Origin of the sequence: Flagellimonas pelagia, assembly GCF_003584135.1 — a bacterium.
GTDB lineage: Bacteria > Bacteroidota > Bacteroidia > Flavobacteriales > Flavobacteriaceae > Flagellimonas > Flagellimonas pelagia.
In genome coordinates this window covers 318,528-338,794 of sequence record NZ_QXFI01000036.1, presented here as the reverse complement: position 1 = coordinate 338,794, position 20,267 = coordinate 318,528, and the positions used below count along the sequence as shown (strand labels likewise).

22 protein-coding genes are annotated in these 20,267 nt (G+C 43.8%); 11 read left to right on the top strand and 11 right to left on the bottom strand.

What is annotated here, in order from left to right; all coding sequences use genetic code 11:
- The first annotated feature begins 1 nt into the window (after position 1).
- Positions 2-1,864: a TonB-dependent receptor plug domain-containing protein gene (locus D2V05_RS18540; RefSeq protein ID WP_119649045.1), complete on the top strand. Its 1,863-nt coding sequence runs from the start codon at positions 2-4 to the stop codon at positions 1,862-1,864.
- A gap of 30 nt (positions 1,865-1,894) precedes the next feature.
- Here the strand turns inward: D2V05_RS18540 and D2V05_RS18535 are convergent, their stop codons facing one another.
- Positions 1,895-3,367, bottom strand: a complete 1,473-nt coding sequence (locus D2V05_RS18535) for a S41 family peptidase (RefSeq protein ID WP_119649044.1) — start codon at positions 3,365-3,367, stop codon at positions 1,895-1,897.
- Between the two features lie 213 nt (positions 3,368-3,580).
- Between D2V05_RS18535 and D2V05_RS18530 the strand changes: the two genes are divergently transcribed.
- From D2V05_RS18530 to D2V05_RS18510, 5 genes are all read left to right on the top strand, one after another.
- On the top strand, positions 3,581-4,090 hold the full coding sequence (locus D2V05_RS18530) for an RNA polymerase sigma factor (RefSeq protein WP_119649042.1): 510 nt from the start codon (positions 3,581-3,583) through the stop codon (positions 4,088-4,090).
- Complete coding sequence (locus tag D2V05_RS18525; RefSeq protein WP_119649040.1) at positions 4,077-4,496, top strand: hypothetical protein; 420 nt, start codon at positions 4,077-4,079, stop codon at positions 4,494-4,496. The genes D2V05_RS18530 and D2V05_RS18525 overlap by 14 nt, the downstream gene beginning before the upstream one ends.
- 12 nt (positions 4,497-4,508) lie before the next feature.
- Positions 4,509-5,048, top strand: coding sequence for a DUF4252 domain-containing protein (locus D2V05_RS18520; protein ID WP_119649038.1), 540 nt, complete (start codon positions 4,509-4,511; stop codon positions 5,046-5,048).
- 113 nt (positions 5,049-5,161) lie between these two features.
- Positions 5,162-5,701, top strand: a complete 540-nt coding sequence (locus D2V05_RS18515; protein ID WP_119649036.1) for a DUF4252 domain-containing protein — start codon at positions 5,162-5,164, stop codon at positions 5,699-5,701.
- 142 nt (positions 5,702-5,843) lie between these two features.
- Positions 5,844-6,659, top strand: coding sequence for a mechanosensitive ion channel family protein (locus D2V05_RS18510; RefSeq protein ID WP_119649034.1), 816 nt, complete (start codon positions 5,844-5,846; stop codon positions 6,657-6,659).
- A gap of 225 nt (positions 6,660-6,884) precedes the next feature.
- Here the strand turns inward: D2V05_RS18510 and purB are convergent, their stop codons facing one another.
- Together purB and D2V05_RS18500 are read right to left on the bottom strand one after the other, a co-directional pair.
- Positions 6,885-8,228, bottom strand: a complete 1,344-nt coding sequence (purB, locus tag D2V05_RS18505) for an adenylosuccinate lyase (protein WP_119649032.1) — start codon at positions 8,226-8,228, stop codon at positions 6,885-6,887.
- A 46-nt stretch (positions 8,229-8,274) separates the two neighbouring features.
- Positions 8,275-8,847, bottom strand: a complete 573-nt coding sequence (locus D2V05_RS18500; RefSeq protein WP_147378312.1) for a hypothetical protein — start codon at positions 8,845-8,847, stop codon at positions 8,275-8,277.
- A gap of 31 nt (positions 8,848-8,878) precedes the next feature.
- On the opposite strand from D2V05_RS18500, the gene D2V05_RS18495 reads away from it, so the two are divergent.
- Entirely contained in the window at positions 8,879-9,331 is a 453-nt protein-coding gene (locus D2V05_RS18495) for a heme-binding domain-containing protein (RefSeq protein ID WP_119649028.1), read from the top strand.
- On the opposite strand, the gene D2V05_RS18490 is transcribed toward D2V05_RS18495, so the two are convergent.
- The 4 genes from D2V05_RS18490 to D2V05_RS18475 all read right to left on the bottom strand — a co-directional run bounded on the left by D2V05_RS18490 (position 9,315) and on the right by D2V05_RS18475 (position 12,847).
- Positions 9,315-10,013, bottom strand: a complete 699-nt coding sequence (locus D2V05_RS18490; protein WP_119649404.1) for an SIR2 family NAD-dependent protein deacylase — start codon at positions 10,011-10,013, stop codon at positions 9,315-9,317. The two genes, D2V05_RS18495 and D2V05_RS18490, sit on opposite strands and share 17 nt — an antisense overlap.
- 23 nt (positions 10,014-10,036) lie before the next feature.
- Positions 10,037-11,539, bottom strand: coding sequence for a S10 family peptidase (locus D2V05_RS18485; RefSeq protein WP_119649026.1), 1,503 nt, complete (start codon positions 11,537-11,539; stop codon positions 10,037-10,039).
- Positions 11,540-11,624: 85 nt separating this feature from the next.
- Entirely contained in the window at positions 11,625-12,047 is a 423-nt protein-coding gene (locus tag D2V05_RS18480) for an EthD family reductase (protein ID WP_119649023.1), read from the bottom strand.
- Between the two features lie 188 nt (positions 12,048-12,235).
- Positions 12,236-12,847: a hypothetical protein gene (locus D2V05_RS18475; protein ID WP_119649021.1), complete on the bottom strand. Its 612-nt coding sequence runs from the start codon at positions 12,845-12,847 to the stop codon at positions 12,236-12,238.
- A 145-nt stretch (positions 12,848-12,992) separates the two neighbouring features.
- Between D2V05_RS18475 and D2V05_RS18470 the strand changes: the two genes are divergently transcribed.
- Genes D2V05_RS18470 through D2V05_RS18460 form a run of 3 tightly spaced genes read left to right on the top strand, consistent with a single transcriptional unit; the run spans position 12,993 to position 14,576 of the window.
- Positions 12,993-13,646: a TrmH family RNA methyltransferase gene (locus tag D2V05_RS18470; RefSeq protein WP_119649019.1), complete on the top strand. Its 654-nt coding sequence runs from the start codon at positions 12,993-12,995 to the stop codon at positions 13,644-13,646.
- Positions 13,647-13,688: 42 nt separating this feature from the next.
- On the top strand, positions 13,689-14,213 hold the full coding sequence (locus tag D2V05_RS18465; RefSeq protein ID WP_119649017.1) for an SRPBCC family protein: 525 nt from the start codon (positions 13,689-13,691) through the stop codon (positions 14,211-14,213).
- Between the two features lie 24 nt (positions 14,214-14,237).
- Positions 14,238-14,576, top strand: coding sequence for a hypothetical protein (locus D2V05_RS18460; RefSeq protein ID WP_119649015.1), 339 nt, complete (start codon positions 14,238-14,240; stop codon positions 14,574-14,576).
- Between the two features lie 2 nt (positions 14,577-14,578).
- Here D2V05_RS18460 and D2V05_RS18455 read toward each other — a convergent pair whose 3' ends face one another.
- The 4 genes from D2V05_RS18455 to D2V05_RS18440 form a co-directional block, all read right to left on the bottom strand.
- Positions 14,579-16,264: an alpha-amylase family glycosyl hydrolase gene (locus D2V05_RS18455; protein ID WP_119649013.1), complete on the bottom strand. Its 1,686-nt coding sequence runs from the start codon at positions 16,262-16,264 to the stop codon at positions 14,579-14,581.
- A gap of 94 nt (positions 16,265-16,358) precedes the next feature.
- Complete coding sequence (locus D2V05_RS18450; protein WP_119649012.1) at positions 16,359-17,138, bottom strand: carboxypeptidase-like regulatory domain-containing protein; 780 nt, start codon at positions 17,136-17,138, stop codon at positions 16,359-16,361.
- Positions 17,139-17,213: 75 nt separating this feature from the next.
- Positions 17,214-18,989 carry a DEAD/DEAH box helicase gene (locus tag D2V05_RS18445; protein ID WP_119649010.1) on the bottom strand — a complete coding sequence of 592 codons (1,776 nt, stop codon included), beginning with the start codon at positions 18,987-18,989 and terminating at the stop codon, positions 17,214-17,216.
- Positions 18,990-19,129: 140 nt separating this feature from the next.
- Positions 19,130-19,711, bottom strand: coding sequence for a non-canonical purine NTP diphosphatase (locus tag D2V05_RS18440; protein WP_119649008.1), 582 nt, complete (start codon positions 19,709-19,711; stop codon positions 19,130-19,132).
- A 59-nt stretch (positions 19,712-19,770) separates the two neighbouring features.
- On the opposite strand from D2V05_RS18440, the gene D2V05_RS18435 reads away from it, so the two are divergent.
- Positions 19,771-20,223 carry a methyltransferase family protein gene (locus tag D2V05_RS18435; RefSeq protein WP_119649006.1) on the top strand — a complete coding sequence of 151 codons (453 nt, stop codon included), beginning with the start codon at positions 19,771-19,773 and terminating at the stop codon, positions 20,221-20,223.
- The last annotated feature ends 44 nt before the right edge of the window (positions 20,224-20,267 follow it).

Here is a 20,267-nt window from a genome sequence, read left to right as displayed (position 1 = left end):
AATGAAAAAAAATCATTTTTGGTTATTGGCCGCCATATTGGCGGGCAAGGGACTTATTGCGCAAAACGTACAGCAAGATTCCCTAAAAGTGCACCAACTCGACGAAGTGGTGGTAAGCGATTCAAAATTTGAACTGAAAAGGGAAAACTCCGGGAAAACGGTCATCAAGATCACGGCCCAAGAGTTAGAACGCAACCAAGGTAAAACGGTTGCGGAAATCATCAACACCAAAAGCGGTATCGAGATTACGGGCAGTCGCGGTCGCGATGGTGATGTGCTGGGTGTGTATGCCCGTGGTGGACGGGGCAGACAGGTGTTGATCATTATTAATGGGGTCCGGGTGTCCGACCCATCTTCTTTCTCGCAAGAATATGACTTGAGATTGCTTTCTTCCTCGAACATTGAATCCATTGAGATCATCAAAGGAGCAGCGAGTACGCTTTACGGCACCAATGCCGCCACTGCGGTAATCAACATCACCACGAAAAAAAGCTCCAAGGAAAAAATCGCGGGTACTTTTCAAACAAGTATCGGGACCAATCAAACCGCTGAAGATCAAAACTATGATTTGGGAAGCATCAGCAATGCGGTAAATGTGAGCGGTACATTGAACAAGTTCAAGTATGCCGTTGATTTTTCAAATCGATATAAAAGTGGCCTGTCCGCAGCGGTTACACCGGAAAACGAGGAGGACATTTTCTCGCATTACAGTACCAATCTGCGATTGGGATATCAGTTTTCGAAGGATTTTGAGATTGCTGTATTTGGTAACCAAACGAAGTTCAGCAATGAATACGACGCTTCTTATGCCGATGCCCCAAATTTGGGCAAAAACGAGCAGAAAAGGGCAGGGTTTTCCTCCAAGCTGGGTTATGGAAAGGGCTCCATTCATTTGAATGCCGCTTACACCGATTATGAAACCAACTCCAAAGACACCTATGGAGAAAGCACCACGGAAGGGAAAAACTGGGTTTTGGATCTTTACAACAAATATACCCTCGGAAAACAGTGGCATACCATTTTAGGGGTAAACTACATTAAGGACGAAGCGGTTTTTGCTGAAAATGCTGAATTCACCATTGTAGATCCCTATGCCAATGTGGTCTATATTTCCAATTTTGGACTGAACCTGAATGCCGGTGGTCGCTTGAACCACCATTCGGAATATGGGAATCATTTGGTGTACAATGTGAACCCGTCCTTTGTTTTTCCAACGCAAAAGGGATATGTAAAAGTACTGGGGTCCTATGCCACTTCCTATATTACTCCGAACCTGACCCAATTGTTCGGGGCATTTGGTGGCAATCCGGATTTGGAGCCTGAAGAAAATAGGACTATTGAAGGTGGTTTAGAAGTCAAACTGAGCAACAAATTTCGATTCAGTACGGTGTATTTTGATCGTAACGAGAAGAATACCATCGGGTATGATATAAATTATACCAGCATTAATTTGGCGGATGAGATCAATGCCAATGGGGTAGAGGTAGAGGCTATTTGGCTACCTATTACATCCTTGAACGTAAACACCAACTATACCTTTACCGAAAGAAAAGGGGACAATGCAATTAGAATTCCTAGGCACAAGGCCAATCTTTCCGTTGGCTACCAGTTGGGGCAAGCCACCGATTTTTCCCTGACCTATGCATATACGGGGAAAAGGTTCGATACCGACTTCACTACTTTTACTGATGTGCCCTTGGATGCCTTTTCGTTGGTCAATTTGTACATTGGCCATGAATTGATTCCCAATAAACTGAATGTCATTATCAATGCGGAAAACCTATTGAACGAAGAGTTTACAGAAATCATCGGATATACCACACGGGGAAGGAATTTCCGGATAGGGATGAACCTGAATCTTTAAAAAGAAAAGCGGCCTCAAGGGCCGCTTTTTTTATTGTATTGATAATGTTGTTGGCAATGGTTTGTCTAGATACATATTATCCTTCATAGGAGTTTGTAATCTAGAAGAGGTGAATGATTTGGCCGACATCTGCACAGTAAAATCCTTTTTGGCACCAACACCAGAAATTTCTTGCAATGCTCGGGCCAATAAGGGTTCATTTACATCTCCCAATACCCCTAAATTGGTCAAATCTTCATCCAAAGCTATATCCGGTACCAATCCACTGGTATAATCATAAAAACCATCTGCGTTTTCGTTACGCCCCACCAAAGGTTGTAACCCCCAGCTGTTATCCGCATTGATTTTGTCTTCCCTGTCGCTGGAATATATGAATGCATTTTCTTCATCGTCCACCAAGGTAATGGAAAACTCATTTTTACCTCTAGTAGTCTCCCCAATGTGGATCACATCGACATAGGGTGCCAGGCCATTCATGACCAATTCACTGGCTGAGGCGGATCCGTAGGTGGCCAAAACGAAGACCCTACTCAGGTTCAATGTATTTATGGGACTTACCCCTGTAGTATTTGCAAAATAATCGGTCAAATAATCGTCACTTAACTGAGCCTGTATCTTATCGTTCCAACGTTGTCTGATATATAGTTTGCTTGTATCGGTTCCATAAATCATACTGGCCAATAGTCGGGAAGTGTTTACCGACCCGCCTGGATTATAACGCATATCAAGCACAAGTTCCGTGGCCCCGTCTGCCTTAAATTGGGCAAAGGCATCATTCAGTTCTTCATCGAAGTTGCTAAGAAACCTGTTGTACATCAAATAGGCCACTTTGGTGCCGCCTACATCCAAAGTTTCCGCAATTAGAATGGGGTCCTCCACCTGGTTTTCTATTTTGGTCAATTGAACGGTTTTGGCATCATCATAAATAGTATTATCGGCGATGTGTGCCATACCCAAGGTGTAGGTGCTGTTATCTCCGAACAATAGGTCATAGTAATTGTTCACATTCAACTGTACCCCATCTACCCTGGTAAAAAGATCTCCTCGTTTGATATCTTTTGTGGAGGCATTGGAATTGGCTACGATATATTGCACATATCCAAAAACGTCATCACTATTGGAAAGCTTTACCAGACCAAATTCAAGACCATTGCTTTTGGAAACACCGGAAAGGTTGCTGACCAATTCGGAATAATTCTCGTTCAAAAAGCTGAAACGGTCATCCCCGTAGAGCAAAATATCATAATAAAAACTTTCAGGGTCGTCGTAGTTTTGCAGAAATGCTGTGTATTGCGCGTCGGTCGAGAACCTGTCATCTGCCAAATCGTTAACATCGGCCTGCCAAAAATACCATAGGTTCAAGGCTTGCCACATGAAGTTTTGTACCGTTACATCGGTGGAATCGGGGTTTGGGGTTTCCCCATTTTTAATATTATTGTCATCCTTGCTACACGATGACAGTACAATGGACAATCCCAAAAACAGTAAAAAGAATTTTTTCATAGCCTATTTTTAATTAAAATCCCACAACTATCGTTCCATTTAGCGCCAGAAGCACTGGAAGAAACTTCATGGAATCCCCGTATAACGGGATACATTTGCTCTGCAAAATAGGTACATCTGAGGAGATTGCAAATTTTTTGTAACAAATTTCGATATGTGTCGTCGTGATAATGTAGGGCGATAAGAAAGCCTGAAAACAACTAAGACAACCAAATGAAACAGACAGAATTTTTAAACGTGGTGATGCCCTTTAAGGACAAGCTTTACCGAATGGCCAAGCGCCTGCTGGTGTCCAGGGAGGAAGCGGAAGATGCCACACAGGAAATTTTGTTGAAGCTTTGGTCGAAAAATGAGTCGATGGGAGAGTACAAAAATGTTGAGGCCTTTGCCATGACCATGACCAAAAACTTTTGTTTGGACCGATTAAAGTCCAAACAAGCGGGTAACCTGAAATTGGTGCACAGCAACTACACAGATGAAAATGTGTCGCTTCAACGACAATTGGAAGCCGAGGACAGCATTGGCTGGATGGAGCGCATTATGGAAGACCTGCCAGAACAACAAAAAATGGTATTGCAGCTGCGCGATGTGGAGCAATATGAGTTTGAGGAGATCTGCGATCTGCTCGACATGAAACCTACGGCAGTGCGTGTGGCACTGTCCAGGGCAAGAAAAACAGTAAGGGAAGAATTAACAAAAAAACATAGCTATGGAATTGGTTAACATAGAAAAAATATTGGAAAAGTATTTCGAGGCCACTAGCACTGTGGACGAAGAAAGAAAACTCAGGGAGTATTTCGCACAGGACAGCGTGGCACCGCACTTGGAGCAGTACAGGCCCATGTTCAACTACTTTTCCATCGCCAAGGAAGAAAGGTACACCAAGCAGGTTCCATTAAAACCTAGAGTAAACTATTACAAATGGCTATCCGTTGCAGCGGCAGTAGTTTTGACCTTTGGCATCTATTTTGGTAAACAATACCAAGAAAGAAAAGAGGCAGAGTATGCCTACCAGGAAACCAAAAAAGCATTTGAGCTCTTAGCGGAGAATTTTGGCCGGGGAACAGAAAAAGTGGCCTACCTTAAAGAGTTTGAAGCAGCAAGAGAGAAAATTTATAACAACAATTAAAAAACGAAAAAGATGAGAAAGCATATTTTAATCCTATTGATGACCGTACTACCACTTGCCGGATTTTCACAATCCTTATTTGACAAGTTCGAGGACATGGATGAAGTAACCTCCGTGGTAGTGAACAAGAGCATGTTCAACCTATTGGCAAAGATCGATGTAGAGGTGGATGATCCAGAAGCTAGGGATTTTATGGACATTGCCAGTAGCCTGAAGAGCTTGAAGGTATTTACCACCGATAACAAAAACATCGGTGCCGATATGAAATCCGCGGTGAACAGTTACTTGGGTTCCTCCAAACTAGAAGAGTTGATGCGAATAAAGGACAAGGATGCCAATGTAAAGTTCTATATCAAGCAAGGTAGGGATGATGACCACGTAAGCGAACTATTGATGTTTGTTACCGGAATAAAGGATGTGGAAGCGAATGGACATAAGTTCGAGACCGTAATCCTCTCCCTTACTGGCGACATCGATTTGAACAAGATCAATTCGTTGACCAAGAAGATGAACCTGCCTGAAGAACTGAACAAAGCAGGCAAGGATAACTAAGATCACAATCGGCTGGCAGTAATGAGTTGTATATTGTAACAAAATGCAATAATCCGCAACTAATTACTGTCAGCTGATTTTGCTGTTTTTACATCAATCAAAAAAGCATAGAAATGAAAAGTATTTTAAAAAGTATCGCAGTGATGGGAGCTGTCCTTTTGGCTTCCTGCTCCTCGCAACAGAGTTTGCAGGAGTATTATGTGGACAATTCCGAGAACCCTAATTTCCTATCCATAGACGTTCCGGCCAGTATCCTTAAAATGGAAGGGGTGGATTTGACACCTGCCCAAAAGGAAGCTGTGGAATCCCTACGCAAGTTCAACTTGTTGGCCTTTAAAAAGAACGCCGATAACGAGGCCGAATATGAAATGGAGAAGAAAAAAGTAAAGGAAATCCTGAAAGGGGATAAATTTGTGGAACTCATGAAGATCAACTCCAAGTATGGTAAAGGCGTAATCAAATATTTGGGTGAGGAAGATGCCATTGATGAGGTCATCATTTATGGCGACAGCAACGATAAAGGCTTTGCATTGGTACGTGTACTGGGCAAGAACATGAATCCGGCCCACATTATGCAATTGATGCAGGCCATCCAAAAATCCGATTACAAAGGAGAAGGATTGGGTGAGATCGGCGAATTCTTGAAAGGCTAAGACCAATCATCATAAATTTTGGGTAAGGGGCGACATTTGTCGCCCTTTTCTTTTTCTAAAAATTGGATTTTTAGGTCGTTTTGGTGACCTTGTTTAGTAACTTAGTGTCTCATCACAGGAACACTAACATAAATCAAGCACTATGGAAAAAGCAGAAGAATGGATCAATTATGGCCTTGATCTGGCCAAGGAATTTGGGCCTAAACTTGTTACGGCCATCCTCATCTACCTTGTAGGTATGTGGGTCATCAAAAGAGTGGTCAAGGGTACCCGAAAGGTCATGTCCAAAAGTAAATATGATGAATCCCTACAGCGTTTTTTATTGAACCTGTTCTCTTGGGCACTCAAGGTATTCTTGATTATCGTGGTAATATCACGATTGGGGGTAGATGTTACCACGTTTGCCGCCGTTATCGCTGCTGCCGGTTTGGCAGTAGGTTTGGCCCTTCAGGGTTCATTGTCTAATTTCGCAGGAGGAGTTCTATTGATGATTTTCAAGCCATACCGGATAGGGGATTTGATAGAGGCCCAAGGCGTGCTGGGTGTGGTCAAGGAGGTGGAAATTTTCACTACCAAACTGATTACCCCACAGAATAAACTCGCCATTGTGCCCAATGGTGCCATGGCCAATGGAAATATCATCAACTACACGGCAGAGGGCAAAATGCGGGTCGATACCGTAATCGGGGTCGGTTATGGGGAAGATATCAAAAAGACCAAGGAAGTGCTGTTGAATGTGTTGACTTCCAACCCAAAAGTGCTGCAAGATCCTGCGCCGTCGGTCAATGTGATGGAATTGGCGGATAGTTCCGTAAATTTTGCCGTACGACCTTTCTGTAAGCCCGAAGATTATTGGGATGTGTACTTTTCCACATATGAAAATTGCAAGTTGGCCTTGGATGCCGCTGGTATCGAGATTCCATATCCGCACCAAGTGGAAATTCACAAAAATGCTTAGAATTTACTTTTAAAATTAAATCTAAACCCGGTATAATTCTCTAGGGTTAGTTTTTGGGTTTCCGCCATATGTAAAGAACTATTCCTGCAAAAAGAAAAAGGTATCCAAAAGCAATCAATAAAGCGCCATTAATGGGGCCAAATTCCCAGTGAAGTATTTTTAAAAGTGAACCACTAAAGAGAAAAAAGAATCCAAAAGTGAATAAGATTTTTCGAAAAACACTCATTACACCCCAGTATAATTCGCTGGGGTTATGTGTTTCAGTTCAGCTTTGATGGCATCTGAAACCTCCAGAGTATCAATAAAATCCGCAATGGACTTTTGGGTAATCTTCTCGTTGGTGCGGGTCAAGCCCTTTAGGGCTTCATAGGGGTTCGGATAGCCTTCCCTGCGCAAAATCGTCTGGATGGCCTCGGCCACCACGGCCCAGTTGTCCTCCAAATCCTTTTCAAACTTGTCTTGGTTCAAAACCAGTTTGTTCAACCCTTTTAACGTGGATTGGAAACCAACCAGCGTATGGGCAAAGGGAACCCCCACATTCCTGAGCACGGTACTGTCGGTCAAGTCGCGCTGCAAGCGGGAAATGGGCAGTTTGGCGGACAAGTGTTCAAAAATGGCATTGGCCAGTCCCAAATTTCCTTCGGAGTTCTCAAAATCAATAGGATTCACCTTGTGCGGCATGGCCGATGATCCTACTTCCCCCTTTTTGATTTTTTGCTTAAAATAATCCATGGAGATATAGGTCCAAAAATCACGATCCAAATCGATCAAGATGGTGTTGATGCGTTTCAGACAATCGAAAAGGGCGGCCATGTGGTCGTAATGCTCTATTTGGGTAGTCGGGAAGGAGTGGTACAATCCCAATTTTTCCTGCACAAATTTTTGTCCAAATGCCTTCCAGTCGTTGTTTGGATAGGCAACTTTGTGGGCATTGTAATTTCCGGTGGCACCCCCAAACTTGGCAGCACTGGGGATGTCGTTCAATAAATTGAACTGCTCCTTGAAACGTTCCACGAATACCTCAATTTCCTTGCCCAAACGGGTGGGGGAGGCCGGTTGACCATGGGTTCTGGCCAGCATGGGGATGTTTTTCCATTCCTTGGCCAATTCCTTCAATTTTTCAAATACCTCAAAATAAGCGGGAACATATACCTCATTCATGGCTTCCTTGATGGAAAGTGGAATGGCGGTGTTGTTGATATCTTGGGAAGTCAATCCAAAGTGGATGAACTCCTTGTGCTTTTGTAGCCCCAATGCATCAAACTTTTGCTTGATGAAATATTCCACGGCCTTCACATCGTGATTGGTGGTCTTTTCAATTTCCTTTATGGACTGCGCATCCTCAGTGGAAAAATCCTTATAGATTTTTTGAAGCTCAGGGAACAGTGCCGTATTGAAGTCCGCCAATTGGGGCAAGGGAATCTCGCAAAGGGCGATAAAATATTCGATCTCTACCTGAACGCGATATTTGATTAAGGCCTCCTCGGAAAAATAGTGCTGAAGGGCCTCGGTCTTGCTTCGATATCTACCGTCAATGGGCGAAATGGCATTTAGTTGGGTCAACGACATGGTCACGAAAATTTTGAAAGCATCAAAGATACTTAAACTATAGGGTTTAGACCCCCAATCGGGCTAACTTATCCAGTGTTTTTTTGGCCCGATTTTGATAGCCGGTCGTTCCCGTAGGACAGGTGTCCAGCAATACTTGCTTCAATTCGGGGTGCACCCACGAAAATTTCATCCCCAAATAATATAGGCTGGTCATGGAAAAGACCTTGGGCGCCATGTTCATCGGGCTGATGAGCCAATCGAAACAGCAGGTCATCATTTGCTCCAACTGTTCATCGGTGATATTCTTTACAAAGGCAAGGTCTTTCTTTTTGAAATAGGCAACACAGACCATTTCACACACATGGGCCAATGGGCGGATACAGGATTCTGTCTTTAAGCAGGAAAGACTACCCACAAAAGTCCCAAAAAAAGGTAAAAGATAGTCCAGCTTTTTGCGCATCAGGTTATCAAAGGTCCAACTGGCATTGAAAGTCCCTTCTTTATCCTCCAACAATACTTCATTGAAGAGTTGCTCGGCAAGCTCAGGAAATGGTGACATTTGGTCAACAAGGACATCCACTTGGGCCTTGGAAAGCCTGCCGGAAGTCATCGAGATATGCAGTTCTTTTTCTGTCACAAAAACGTATATTTACGGAAATCCTTGAGTGATGAAAATAGTAAAAAAAATAGCAATTGCCTTGTTGATCATTTTTATTGGGATGCAATTTTACAGACCAGAAAAGAACCAGGCCGAAGGTGATTATGTGGCCGCTTTTGAGGCTGATACCCAACCCAGTGCCGAGGTGAAGGAAATTTTGCAATCGGCTTGTTATGATTGTCACAGTGCCAATACCGAATACCCATGGTACAACAATATCGCTCCGGTTTCCTATTGGATGGCAGGCCATGTCAATGATGGTAAGAGACATCTCAATTTTTCCGATTGGGAAAACTATGCCGATAAAAAGAAGGACCACAAATTGGAAGAATTGGTCGATGAGGTCAAACACGGGGGCATGCCTTTAAAAGAATACACTTGGACCCACGGCGATGCTCGATTGACCGAAGCCCAAGTGAGTGCCTTGGTTTCTTGGGCCGATGCGACTAGGGCCAAGTATTGAAAAGCGCTTCCACAAGTGGAGGAACCCCTTCGACCGCTGTTTTTTGGATGATGGTAAGCTTCCCGAAATCCGATATCCGAACCGTAGGTTTGGGATCTACAAAATAGATAGGGGTTTGGTGGTCCACATAATGGATCAGACTGGCCGCTGGATATACCTGCATGGAGGTACCAATGATGATCAAAACATCGGCCTTCTGGGTGATTTCCGCTGCCGTTTCCAACATGGGGACCATTTCCCCGAACCAAACGATATGAGGGCGTAGTTGGTGGCCATTGGGGTCCAGATCACCTAAAACCAGGTCCTTTTTCCATTCCAACACATGGTTTTCGTCCCAAATGCTCCGTACTTTAAAGAGTTCGCCGTGCAGATGCACCACATGGGAACTGCCTGCCTGTTCGTGCAGGTTGTCCACGTTTTGGGTCACGATGCTCACATCAAACTGTTGCTCCAGTTTTGCCAAGGCCAAATGGCCTTCATTGGGGCTGACCTCCAACAGTTGTCGTCGTCTTTGATTATAGAACTCCAAGACCAATTCCGGGTTTCGTGCAAAACCTTGGGGAGAGGCCACTTCCATCACGTCGTGCCCTTCCCATAGACCATTGGCATCGCGAAAGGTTTTTAACCCACTTTCGGCACTCATTCCGGCTCCGGTAAGGACTACTATTTTTGGTTTTGACATTTTACTTTGAAGTTTTTTGGACGTCAATTTGTTAGAAATACCCGAATATCATGGGCCAATTTCACCAAATCAGGTTCATGGGTGTACATCATATGACCTGCTTCGTAATAGAATAGTTGAACTTTTTCCCGTTCGATACCATTTCTGGAAAAAGTGTATTCAGCATCAAAAAAAGGACAGATGAGGTCGTAATAGCCACAGGCGACCATCACTTTCATTCCCGTGTTTCTTCGCATGGTCTCACTTAACTTTCGCGTCACGTTCACATAGGAAGGTTCCCAACCGTGTCCCTCGGGCACAGGTTTCCAGTCCCATTTGCCGTAAATGGCGTCATTCCCCGTCAAATAAGGCCTGTCCATGTCTACCTTCAACGTGGAGGCGTAATAATGGTTAAGCCCAGCGGTATAGGCCGAACCGATTTGGTAACTCGCCGGATCGCCCAAGTGGGGTCCATCTGAAAGCTTGTCCACTTCGTCACCCATAAAGCGGCCGTCCAAGCGGCCCACGGCAAGGCCTTTATCCGCAAGGAGTTGCTTTTGGAATCGGGGTACCAACACCCTCAGGTTCGATTTTAAAATATAAGCTTTGTCCAACCCCGTAAACTGACTAAGCTGCTCCGCGATTTTATTCTTTTCAGTATCGGTCAACAAGGAGCCTTTGTACAGGGCCGGGGCATAGGTATTGTACGTGAAATTTCGACATTCTTCGACAAAGGCCTCGAGGGATTTGCCCTGACCGGCTTTTTTATGGTACCACGCCGTGGCGGCCATACTGGGCAAATAGGTCAGATAGGAGGTGATGTTATCATGTTCGGAAGTAGAACCCGCGTAATCCAATGCTTGGGAAATCAGGATCAGACCGTTCAAGGCCATGTCCTGCCCATCGCCTTCCAAGGCATTCGCCACTCCAGCGGCCCTAGTGGTGCCAAAACTTTCGCCGATGATGTATTTGGGGGACATCCAACGCTTGTTTTCGGTGACCCATTGCCGTATGAACTGTGCCACGGAGTTTGCATCTTGGGTGAGTCCCCAAAAATCTTCTTCCTTGCCCTTCCCGATGACTTTGCTATAGCCGGTACCTACGGGGTCGATAAAGACCAAGTCGGTCAAATCTAAGATGCCATGGGTGTTGGGAACCAGGGAGTAGGGGGCGGCCCCATCATCTTTAGTGGCATCAGAGTCTGTTTTTACCAATTGCGGACCGAACATGCCCATTTGCAACCACACGGAAGCCGACCCGGGTCCACCATTGAATACAAAGGCCACTGGCCGTTTGGTGGTATCCTCCACACCTTGTTGCACATAGGCTGTGGACCAGATGGAGGCCACAGGTTCCCCTTTTTCGTTTTTCAGATAGGTTTCGGAAGCAATGGCCGTATACTTGATCAATTTGCCACCATTGGTGATTTGGTGGTAACTGATAAAGGATTTTGGTTCTGGCACCGAAAGGGAATCGGTTTGGGTTGCTTGGGCGCCAATGCCCATTGAAATCAGAAAGCAAATGGAGAGCAGAAGTGTTTGTTTCATGGTGCTGGTTTGTACGACTAAAGATAGGAAAAGGATTGCTGACGGCCATTGCCAAATTGCTGCCAAGCAAGACCAATAGAGCTGTTTATTTCTGATAGACTACTTGTCGGATCTCGCTGATCTGTACCACGGGTTGAATGTTTGTGTAATTTTTAAAGTCGCTCACAATGGCATCGATGTTTGCCCCTATGGCTTGGTTGTATTCTGGAATGTTACTCACATAAAAATAGCCTACGGCCAAATGGGGTGGTTGATCGTTGGGGGTTCTGCCGGAGATGACCTTGTCAATCTCATAAAATTTTAGGTTATCCCCGATAAAATTGGCCACCATGGGCATGTGTTTTTGTTCGTAATAATCCATATCGAAGGTTTTGCCCTCACCATTTGGGTACAAAATGGTCACTTTGTACATGCCTTTGGAAAGGGTTGAGGGAAGTTGGCCCGTTTTACAGCTTAGTAGGGTCACTAGGAGGAAGAGCGGAAGGATAAATGCGAACTTGGATTTCATGTGCGTGGATTTAGTGGTGTTTGTCTAGTTTGTAAAGGTAAATATATGATTTTCAGTACTTCCTATGCGGTGTGATTGCGGCAAGGAGGGAGGTTGTTTTAATTTAATTACAATGATTCTTGAATCGGAGGCTTCAGGCTCTGGGGAATCTACTGTTATTTAGTTCCGAGAATGACGTCATTATCATTTTATTCCACATTTTTAAAACGTAATTCTCCATTTTCAAATTCAGGTACAATATCAATTTTTCTCCAAAAAAGAATTTTCAAATCGTTTTTTGTTTCTAAAGAGTCATATGATTTTGTAATTAGTTCTAAATGTTTTTGAATTCCATTCATTCCTTTGTTTTTAGATATTTCAAATATGAATAAAACCTTATCAGGACTATCTGCAAAATCAGCTTTTGTTCCCATATTTTCATAGTTCTCCTTCAACAATGAAGTTAAGTTGACAGATTGAACTTGTCGTTCATTTTTATAAATGCTATCCTCGTCAATGTAAAATGTGTTTCTAGTTTTAGGATCAAACATTGGTACTTCACAATATTCAATTGGGTAGATATGACGAATTTTCTTTTTCGTTTCGAGAACAATTATTGGAATGCTATCATGACAGGTGATATCTTTAAGTCGGTATAGAAATTTTCCATAATTATCAAAATCTGATATTTGTAATAAAACATTTAAACTATCATTTTTATTCAACTTAAACCACCCATATTTTTTAAGTTCTTTATTATGATTTCCACAACTCGATAAAAGGAAGATTACTGAGAAATATTTGGCGATTTTCAATAACATTACTGTGGGTTATATATTAATGCTAAAATTATTTTTCTATTGATAAAGCATTTACATGCTTCCTCCAAATTACCATAAAATTGGTTTCTTTTTCCATTTTAAGTAGTTTGAATATGCCTCTTCAAATTTTTCTATCTTGTGCCCCATGGTAGATTTGGACTTGTTGGACTATTTGGAGGGCTATCTTACTGAGGAGCGCAAACAGCGTTTTTTAGAAGTGTTGCAGCTCCGTACCAAGCACATTACCGTTGCCATTGAAGATGTGTTCCAAATGCATAATACCAGTGCCATCATCCGCAGTTGTGATGTGTTCGGGGTACAGGAAGTACATGTGGTGGAAGACCGTTTTGCCAAAAAGCTGGACAAGAACATTGCCATGGGCGCCGAAAAATGGGTGGATGTGCACCAATACCGAAATACTTCGGATTGTATCACCTCCTTAAAGCAACAAGGCTATCAGATCATCGCTACCACACCCCATGATAATTCTACCCTTATGCCCGATTTTTTCCCAGAAAAGAAGTCGGCCCTATTTTTTGGTACTGAAAAAGAGGGGTTGAGTGAAGCTGTGATGCAGCAAGCCGATGGCTACCTCAAAATTCCCATGGTAGGTTTTTCAGAGAGCCTTAACGTCTCCGTGGCGGCGGCCATCATTATACAGGATGCGGCGCATAAAGTGAGGGTCTCCCACTTGGATTGGCGACTGACCGAAACTGAGATTCTTGAAAAGCGGATGGACTGGACCCAAAAATCCATCCAACACGTAAAAGGCATCATCAAAAGATATTATGCCGACTAGGTTTTTTTTGTATTTTTAGTTGTAAACCAATCCATTAGCGTTATGTTATTCCTGTATATTCTCTTGGGCATTGTGGTGCTCGTCCTCATCTTGGCGGCTGTGGCCCCAAAAACCTATGATGTTTCTCGTTCGGTCATAATTGCCAAACCGAAAGCGGAAGTTTTCACGTATCTCAAATCCCTGAAAAATCAAGATGTTTGGAGTCCATGGGCCAAAAAGGACCCTAATATGGTGCAAACCTTTACGGGAACCGATGGTGAAGTCGGTGCCACCAACCATTGGAAAGGCAACAAGCAGGTAGGGGAAGGGGAACAGGAAATCACCAAAATTGTGGAAGGGGAACGGGTAGAGTCCGAGCTTCGCTTTTTAAAACCATGGGAGTCCACTTCTGACTGTTATTTGGTTACAGAAGAGGTGGATAAGGATTCCACCAAGGTAGTCTGGGGGTTTTCGGGAAAAAACAAATTCCCCATGAGCATCATGATGTTGTTCATGAACATGGACAAGGCGGTGGGCAAGGATTTTGAGGAAGGACTTGCCAATCTAAAAGAGGCCTTGGAAAAATAACCTTAGCTTTCAATTGTGGGATATATGAGTAATCCGAAATTTTGGGAAAAAAGAACATCCCAAATAATAGTAACTTTTGTTTTTCTATTTATACTTGAATTTATTCTTGCTTTCTTTGCTATGTTCTTCAGTATGGGGGATGAAGCGTTATCTTCTAGTCAAAATAGAACCAACTCAATTATTGGTTTTTTAATAGGGATGCCCACCTCATTTTTTTATAAGGGATTTCCTTTTTCTGTTAACAATTTACAGTTTGAAGATTTTGTTGTGAATGGACTATTCCCATTGAATGTTCTGATTCAAACAGTTATATTATTCGCTGTATTGCCTAAATTGAAAAAGATTATAGCAAAAGAGAACTGAAATTATTCCACCAGTTCCAACAATGCGGTGTCGAAATCATTTTCCAATACAACCTTGCCGTTGGAAACCATGACCTCGGTTTCGGAATAGGTATCGTATAACTTGGTGCCATCACCGAAGAACCCTTTTACCCAAAGCGATTTTTTGCCCTTGGGCAAATCCAGTCCAACCACGACTTTGTCCTTATATTCGCCTTCCACGTAGGTTCGGGAGAACACATAGGGTGATTTTGCCAAGCGTTTGTGCTTGCCGGCACCTATGGCGGGATGGTTCCTGCGGAACTGACCCAGTTTTTGCCAGTGTTTGTGTATTTTCTGAATGTTGGGAACAGAGTCCAAATCCTTCCAGTTCATGAAAGAACGTAGGTTGGCATCACCTTGTGCACCCTCAACGATCAAAGGTCTTGAGGTTTCATCCCCGTAATAGATCTGCGAGGCACCAGGAGTCAATAATAGTACGTTGGCAGCCCGATAGGGTTGTTTTCTTTCTCGGTCAAAAGGTCCCCCGTCATCGTGTGAAGAAAGGTAGTTGAGCACGCTCTTGCCCTTCAACTTGGTGTTTAAGAGGTTGCTGTATTTGGAAAAAATGGTTTCATAGTCGTTGTTGGCATCGGTCTTCAATTCAAAATTGATAAGACTTTTAAAGCCATAACTGAAGAAATCCACTTTTTTGTCCCCAAAATCATAGTCGCGCCCTCCGGAAATCCCATAGTTGTAGACTTCCCCCACCATGTAGAAGGGATTCTCGTCCAATATCCTATCCTGATGTTTTTTCTTCCACATTTCAAACGCGTAGACAGCTTCCTTGTGTAGGTCTTGCCATGCGTTTTCGTTTACGTGTTTCACGGTATCCACCCGAAAGCCGTCCACCCCATAATCGTTGATGTAATCCGTCAACCATTTGATGATATAATAACGGGGAGCCCTGGGATAGCCTGTACGCTCAAAAAAGAGGTTCAGTTCATCCAGTTCCTTGCTCAATCTCCCTTCGTCCTTCCATTTGGCCAAGAGCGCATCGGGCAGCTCCACGGGTTCATCGGATTCGGTAAGGATATCAGGTAAGTTGGCCACCAAGGTACACTCGGTGGTGTTTTCATAAGTGGTGAATTCGCAAGGGGGACCTGTCCGTACCCAATCGTCGGGCCAAACAGGGTCCTTATCGGTCACGGGTCCGGTATGGTTCAACACCACATCCAAAAGGATACGTATGCCCTTGGCATGGGCAGTTTTTACCAGCTTTTCCAAATCTTTTTTGGTGCCGAAGTTGGGGTCTATGGCCGTCCAATCCTTGGTCCAATAACCATGGTACCCATAAGTATTGCCTGTTCCCTCATCTGTGGAACCGTGAATTTGCTCCACAATGGGTGTGAGCCAAATGGCATTGATGCCCAAATCGGTAAAATAGCCTTCTTCAATTTTTTGGATGACGCCCTGCATATCACCGCCTTCAAAGCCTCTCAATACCCCGGTTTCCTTAGTGCGGTCAAAATTCACATCATTTTCAGGGTTGCCATTGTTAAAACGGTCGGTAAGCAGGAAGTATACGTTGGCACCTTCCCAAACAAAAGGGACTTCTTTTTTCTCCAGTTTTTCCTGAACTACCTGTGCTGTGGTCTGCGGTTGTTTTTCAACTTCCTTGCAGCCTATAAAAAGGGGAAGAATCGACATGACGACAAGTAGTTTTTTCATGAATTGGGATTTTGTCTAAAGCTATAAAATGAATATGGAATTCGAAAATTTATTTATAGCAGTGCAGACCTGTCCCAATACCCTAAACCATGATTTACTGTTTTCTGTTCAACACTTTATATTCCTCGTAACAACTGGAAATGGCATCCAAGATCTGCAGGTCGTTCGCCGTGCTGATAAACGACTTTGAATAATTGCAGTTGTTCAGGATGTCCTCAATGTCCACTTTTTCCAATTGAAGCAGCTCCATGAGGGTTTCCCTGTCGAATTTGGAAGCGAGCAAATCACGGATGTTATCGTCTTCCTTGATCTGTCTGAGTTTGCGCATCTGCCGCGGTTTCTTTCCGAACAGGTTCCGTAAAAGGTCGGCCGGATTGAGGATGGCTCCCAAAACCTTAGTCACGGCACTGGGGTTTTTACTGCCCGCCTCATAACTGGTCGGCAATCCCGAAATACTATACTGTTGGGAATTGTTGATAGGCAGGTTCTTTACATCTATTTCCAGATATCCCGTGAGTTGATAGGGTCTAACGATGACTTCTTCCAGTGCATATGCCAGTTCGGTCAAAGCAATTTTGGTGTCCCCAAACTTGAACATGTCATTGGTAACCCTGATTTTTTGGGTCTTGAAACCGAGATAGGAGAGGTAAAGCGTATCGTTCACGGCCGCTGGAATGGTAAACTTTCCATTTTGGTCCGTAATGGTCCCTTTTACCAAGTTTAGGTTGATGACGTGCACACTTTCCAAAGGAAAATCGGTCTGCGCATTCACTACCGTGGCCGTTATCTCTTTAACTTCCTGATTTTCATCCTCATTTTGGGAAAAGCCCAGAAGAGAAACCAAGGAGAAAAGTGTAAGTAGAATTCTTCTCATGCAATCTTTGTAGGTATAAATGTACTAAACAAAGAAAAATAAACAGGACCCGGATATCATTTAATATAGAATTAACTAATAAAAACCAGGTCTCTTTTTACCGCCTTTTTTACTGAAATTTCCCTTTTTGCCACTTTTGAAGGACTTGTTCCTGTCGCCTTTGCGGCCGCCACCTCCTTTAAAGCCGCCACCTTTTCTGCCACTACGTTTTTTACCTCCGCCTCCGCCACCGGGCTTGGTGGATACTTCAACGTTGATGAACCTTCCATCAACCTTAAAGTCCGTAAAGGTTTGGATGATGAATTCGGTCAGTTGCGCATCCGTATTGAAAAAAGAAAAGCTGTCCTTCGTATCCACATTGTAGATGTCCTCCTTTTCCAAGTTGAGGGTATCCCGAAGAAAATCCTTCAACGACATCCAATCATAACCATCGCGCTCCCCAATGTTGATGAAATAGCGTACCGATCCTTCGGATGGAAGATCTTCCCTGGAGAAATCTTCACCACCTCGACTTTCCCTACCACCTTCAGTGGTGTTCAAGTCCTTGGTCTTGCTGTAGTAATTGTAGAACTGGGTAAACTCTACGGACACCATTTTTTTGATCAACTCGTCGCGATCAATACCTTCCAATACGTCATAAATGGCCGGTAGGTAGTTGTCGATTTCTTTGTTGACCTTGGTTTCCTTGATCTTGCTGGCCAAGTGATACAATTGGATTTCACAGATTTCGATACCCGAAGGAATCTGCTTCTGGATGAACTCCTGTTTGATTTTGCTTTCTATGGCACGTATTTTCCTCACCTCAGAACGGGTAACAATGACCATGGAAATCCCAGATTTTCCGGCCCTTCCGGTTCTGCCGCTTCGATGGGTATAGGTTTCGATCTCGTCGGGCAATTGGTAGTTGATCACGTGGGTCACGTCATCCACATCGATACCACGGGCCGCCACATCGGTGGCCACCAACATCTGTACCTGTTTTTTCCTGAAGGCGTTCATCACCAAATCCCTCTGGTTTTGGCTCAGGTCACCGTGCAAAGCACCGGCATTATAACCGTCCTCGATCAATTTCTCGGCTACTTTTTGGGTGTCGCGCTTGGTACGGCAGAACACTACGGAAAAAATCCCGGGGTTGGCATCGGCCAAGCGTTTAAGGGCAGAGTAACGGTCCCGACCACCTACGGTGTAATATTCATGTTGGACAGTGGCCGCTCCGGCATTCTTGGTCCCAACGGTAATCTCAACCGGTTGAACCATAAACTTTTTGGCAATGGAAGCCACTTCTTTCGGCATAGTGGCCGAAAAAAGCCAAGTAAGCTTTTCTTCTGGAGTGTTGGACAAAATATCCTTGATATCCTCATAAAAGCCCATGTTCAACATTTCATCTGCCTCGTCGAGTACGCAGTAATCAATTTTGGAAATATCGACCATACCACGACCGATCATATCCTTCATACGGCCTGGGGTGGCTACAACGATCTGTGCCCCTCTTCTGATCTGACTGGCCTGTTCGGTAATGCTCGCACCGCCATAAATGGCCACTACGTTCAATCCCTTTATGTATTTGGAGTAAAGTTTGAGTTCGTTGGTGATCTGAAGACAGAGCTCACGGGTAGGGGAAAGAATCAATCCCTGTGTGGTCCTGCTCTCTACATTGATTTTTTGGATCATTGGAAAACCGAAAGCTGCGGTCTTTCCTGTTCCTGTTTGTGCCAAGGCCACCAAATCGGTGTCTTGCTCCAATAAAATGGGAATGGCTTTTTCTTGTACTTCTGATGGGGTTTCAAATCCTAGGTCGGAAATAGCATCCAATAGGGGTTGGTCCAACCCCAAGGTTTCAAATTTTGTCATAATGGTATATACCTTTGATCGCAAATATGTTGTGTTGCATAGAGCGATTTTAGTATATCCCAGTGGCCCATCGCAACACCTTGCCCATACCGGCGGCGTTAATAAAGCGGCAAAGGTACATTAATTCTGATCAGTGGGATCTATGAAGGCAAGTTTTTTAAGAAGGTCACCAATTTCTGTACAGCCTTGCCCCTGTGGCTAATGACATTTTTGGTTTCGGACGGAAGTTCCCCAAAAGTGCGTTCGTACCCCAACGGCTTGAAGATGGGGTCGTATCCGAAACCGCCTTCCCCATATTGAGTATGGGTAATTTCACCCTCCACAATCCCTTCGAAAACATAGGGTTCGCCGTTCCAATTTAAATGGATAACGGTTTTAAAATGGGCGTTTCGATCGGTTTTACCTTCCAGTTCTTTTAAGACCTTGATCATATTGTCCTGGGTATTTTTGCCTTCTCCTGCGTAGCGGGCCGAGAATACGCCGGGTCTGCCGTCCAAAGCATCGATCAACAGCCCGGTGTCATCCGAAAAGCAATTGAAACCATAGGTTTGGGTCACAAAATCGGCTTTGATTTTCGCATTTTCTTCTAAAGTGGCGCCAGTTTCGGGAATTTCATCAAAACAGCCGATATCATGTAAGGACAAGAGCTCGATGGAGTCGGGAAGGAGTTGCCGTACTTCCTTTAACTTATGGTCGTTATGGGTGGCAAAAACAAGTTTCAAAATAGAAAAGGATTCAATTGAGGTTCAAAAGTAGTAATTTCGCCCATCAACCCATTTGTATGAGACTACGGATTCCACCTGCCTTGGTGATGTTGATTTTTGGAGCTTTGATGTACGTCCTGGCCAAATTTTTACCCGTTGGTGACTTTGATTTTTTTGGCAGGAACGAGTTGGCGTGGTTTCTATTTGGTCTTGGGTTTCTTATCGGGATTGTGGCCGTGGCGCAGTTTATCGTCGCCAGTACAACCACTGACCCCTTACATCCGCAAAAGACTTCCAAGCTGATAACCAGAGGTGTCTTCAACTACACCCGCAACCCTATGTATTTGGGGTTACTCCTTATTTTACTGGCATTTGGATTGAAATTGGGAAATGCGTTCAATACCCTTTTGGCCGCAGGTTTTGTGTCTTATATAAACCGCTTTCAGATTAAGTATGAAGAGGAGGTTTTGGAAGAAAAATTCGGAAAGGAATACCGTATTTTTTGCAAATTGACAAGGCGCTGGTTCTAATTTGAAAACTTGTAGAAAATCTGATTTCGGGTGCTATTTAAAAC

What these genes read in the sequence shown, in the direction of transcription:
- D2V05_RS18435 (WP_119649006.1), top strand. Translation starts at nt 19,771, where the DNA reads ATGAGACTACGGATTCCACCTGCCTTGGTGATGTTGATTTTTGGAGCT.
- D2V05_RS18445 (WP_119649010.1), bottom strand. Translation starts at nt 18,989, where the DNA reads ATGACAAAATTTGAAACCTTGGGGTTGGACCAACCCCTATTGGATGCT.
- D2V05_RS18530 (WP_119649042.1), top strand. Translation starts at nt 3,581, where the DNA reads ATGAAACAGACAGAATTTTTAAACGTGGTGATGCCCTTTAAGGACAAG.
- D2V05_RS18455 (WP_119649013.1), bottom strand. Translation starts at nt 16,264, where the DNA reads ATGAAAAAACTACTTGTCGTCATGTCGATTCTTCCCCTTTTTATAGGC.
- D2V05_RS18535 (WP_119649044.1), bottom strand. Translation starts at nt 3,367, where the DNA reads ATGAAAAAATTCTTTTTACTGTTTTTGGGATTGTCCATTGTACTGTCA.
- D2V05_RS18465 (WP_119649017.1), top strand. Translation starts at nt 13,689, where the DNA reads ATGTTATTCCTGTATATTCTCTTGGGCATTGTGGTGCTCGTCCTCATC.
- purB (WP_119649032.1), bottom strand. Translation starts at nt 8,228, where the DNA reads ATGTCGTTGACCCAACTAAATGCCATTTCGCCCATTGACGGTAGATAT.
- D2V05_RS18480 (WP_119649023.1), bottom strand. Translation starts at nt 12,047, where the DNA reads ATGAAATCCAAGTTCGCATTTATCCTTCCGCTCTTCCTCCTAGTGACC.
- D2V05_RS18525 (WP_119649040.1), top strand. Translation starts at nt 4,077, where the DNA reads ATGGAATTGGTTAACATAGAAAAAATATTGGAAAAGTATTTCGAGGCC.
- D2V05_RS18540 (WP_119649045.1), top strand. Translation starts at nt 2, where the DNA reads ATGAAAAAAAATCATTTTTGGTTATTGGCCGCCATATTGGCGGGCAAG.
- D2V05_RS18485 (WP_119649026.1), bottom strand. Translation starts at nt 11,539, where the DNA reads ATGAAACAAACACTTCTGCTCTCCATTTGCTTTCTGATTTCAATGGGC.
- D2V05_RS18520 (WP_119649038.1), top strand. Translation starts at nt 4,509, where the DNA reads ATGAGAAAGCATATTTTAATCCTATTGATGACCGTACTACCACTTGCC.
- D2V05_RS18510 (WP_119649034.1), top strand. Translation starts at nt 5,844, where the DNA reads ATGGAAAAAGCAGAAGAATGGATCAATTATGGCCTTGATCTGGCCAAG.
- D2V05_RS18495 (WP_119649028.1), top strand. Translation starts at nt 8,879, where the DNA reads ATGAAAATAGTAAAAAAAATAGCAATTGCCTTGTTGATCATTTTTATT.
- D2V05_RS18490 (WP_119649404.1), bottom strand. Translation starts at nt 10,013, where the DNA reads ATGTCAAAACCAAAAATAGTAGTCCTTACCGGAGCCGGAATGAGTGCC.
- D2V05_RS18475 (WP_119649021.1), bottom strand. Translation starts at nt 12,847, where the DNA reads ATGTTATTGAAAATCGCCAAATATTTCTCAGTAATCTTCCTTTTATCG.
- D2V05_RS18450 (WP_119649012.1), bottom strand. Translation starts at nt 17,138, where the DNA reads ATGAGAAGAATTCTACTTACACTTTTCTCCTTGGTTTCTCTTCTGGGC.
- D2V05_RS18460 (WP_119649015.1), top strand. Translation starts at nt 14,238, where the DNA reads ATGAGTAATCCGAAATTTTGGGAAAAAAGAACATCCCAAATAATAGTA.
- D2V05_RS18515 (WP_119649036.1), top strand. Translation starts at nt 5,162, where the DNA reads ATGAAAAGTATTTTAAAAAGTATCGCAGTGATGGGAGCTGTCCTTTTG.
- D2V05_RS18470 (WP_119649019.1), top strand. Translation starts at nt 12,993, where the DNA reads ATGGTAGATTTGGACTTGTTGGACTATTTGGAGGGCTATCTTACTGAG.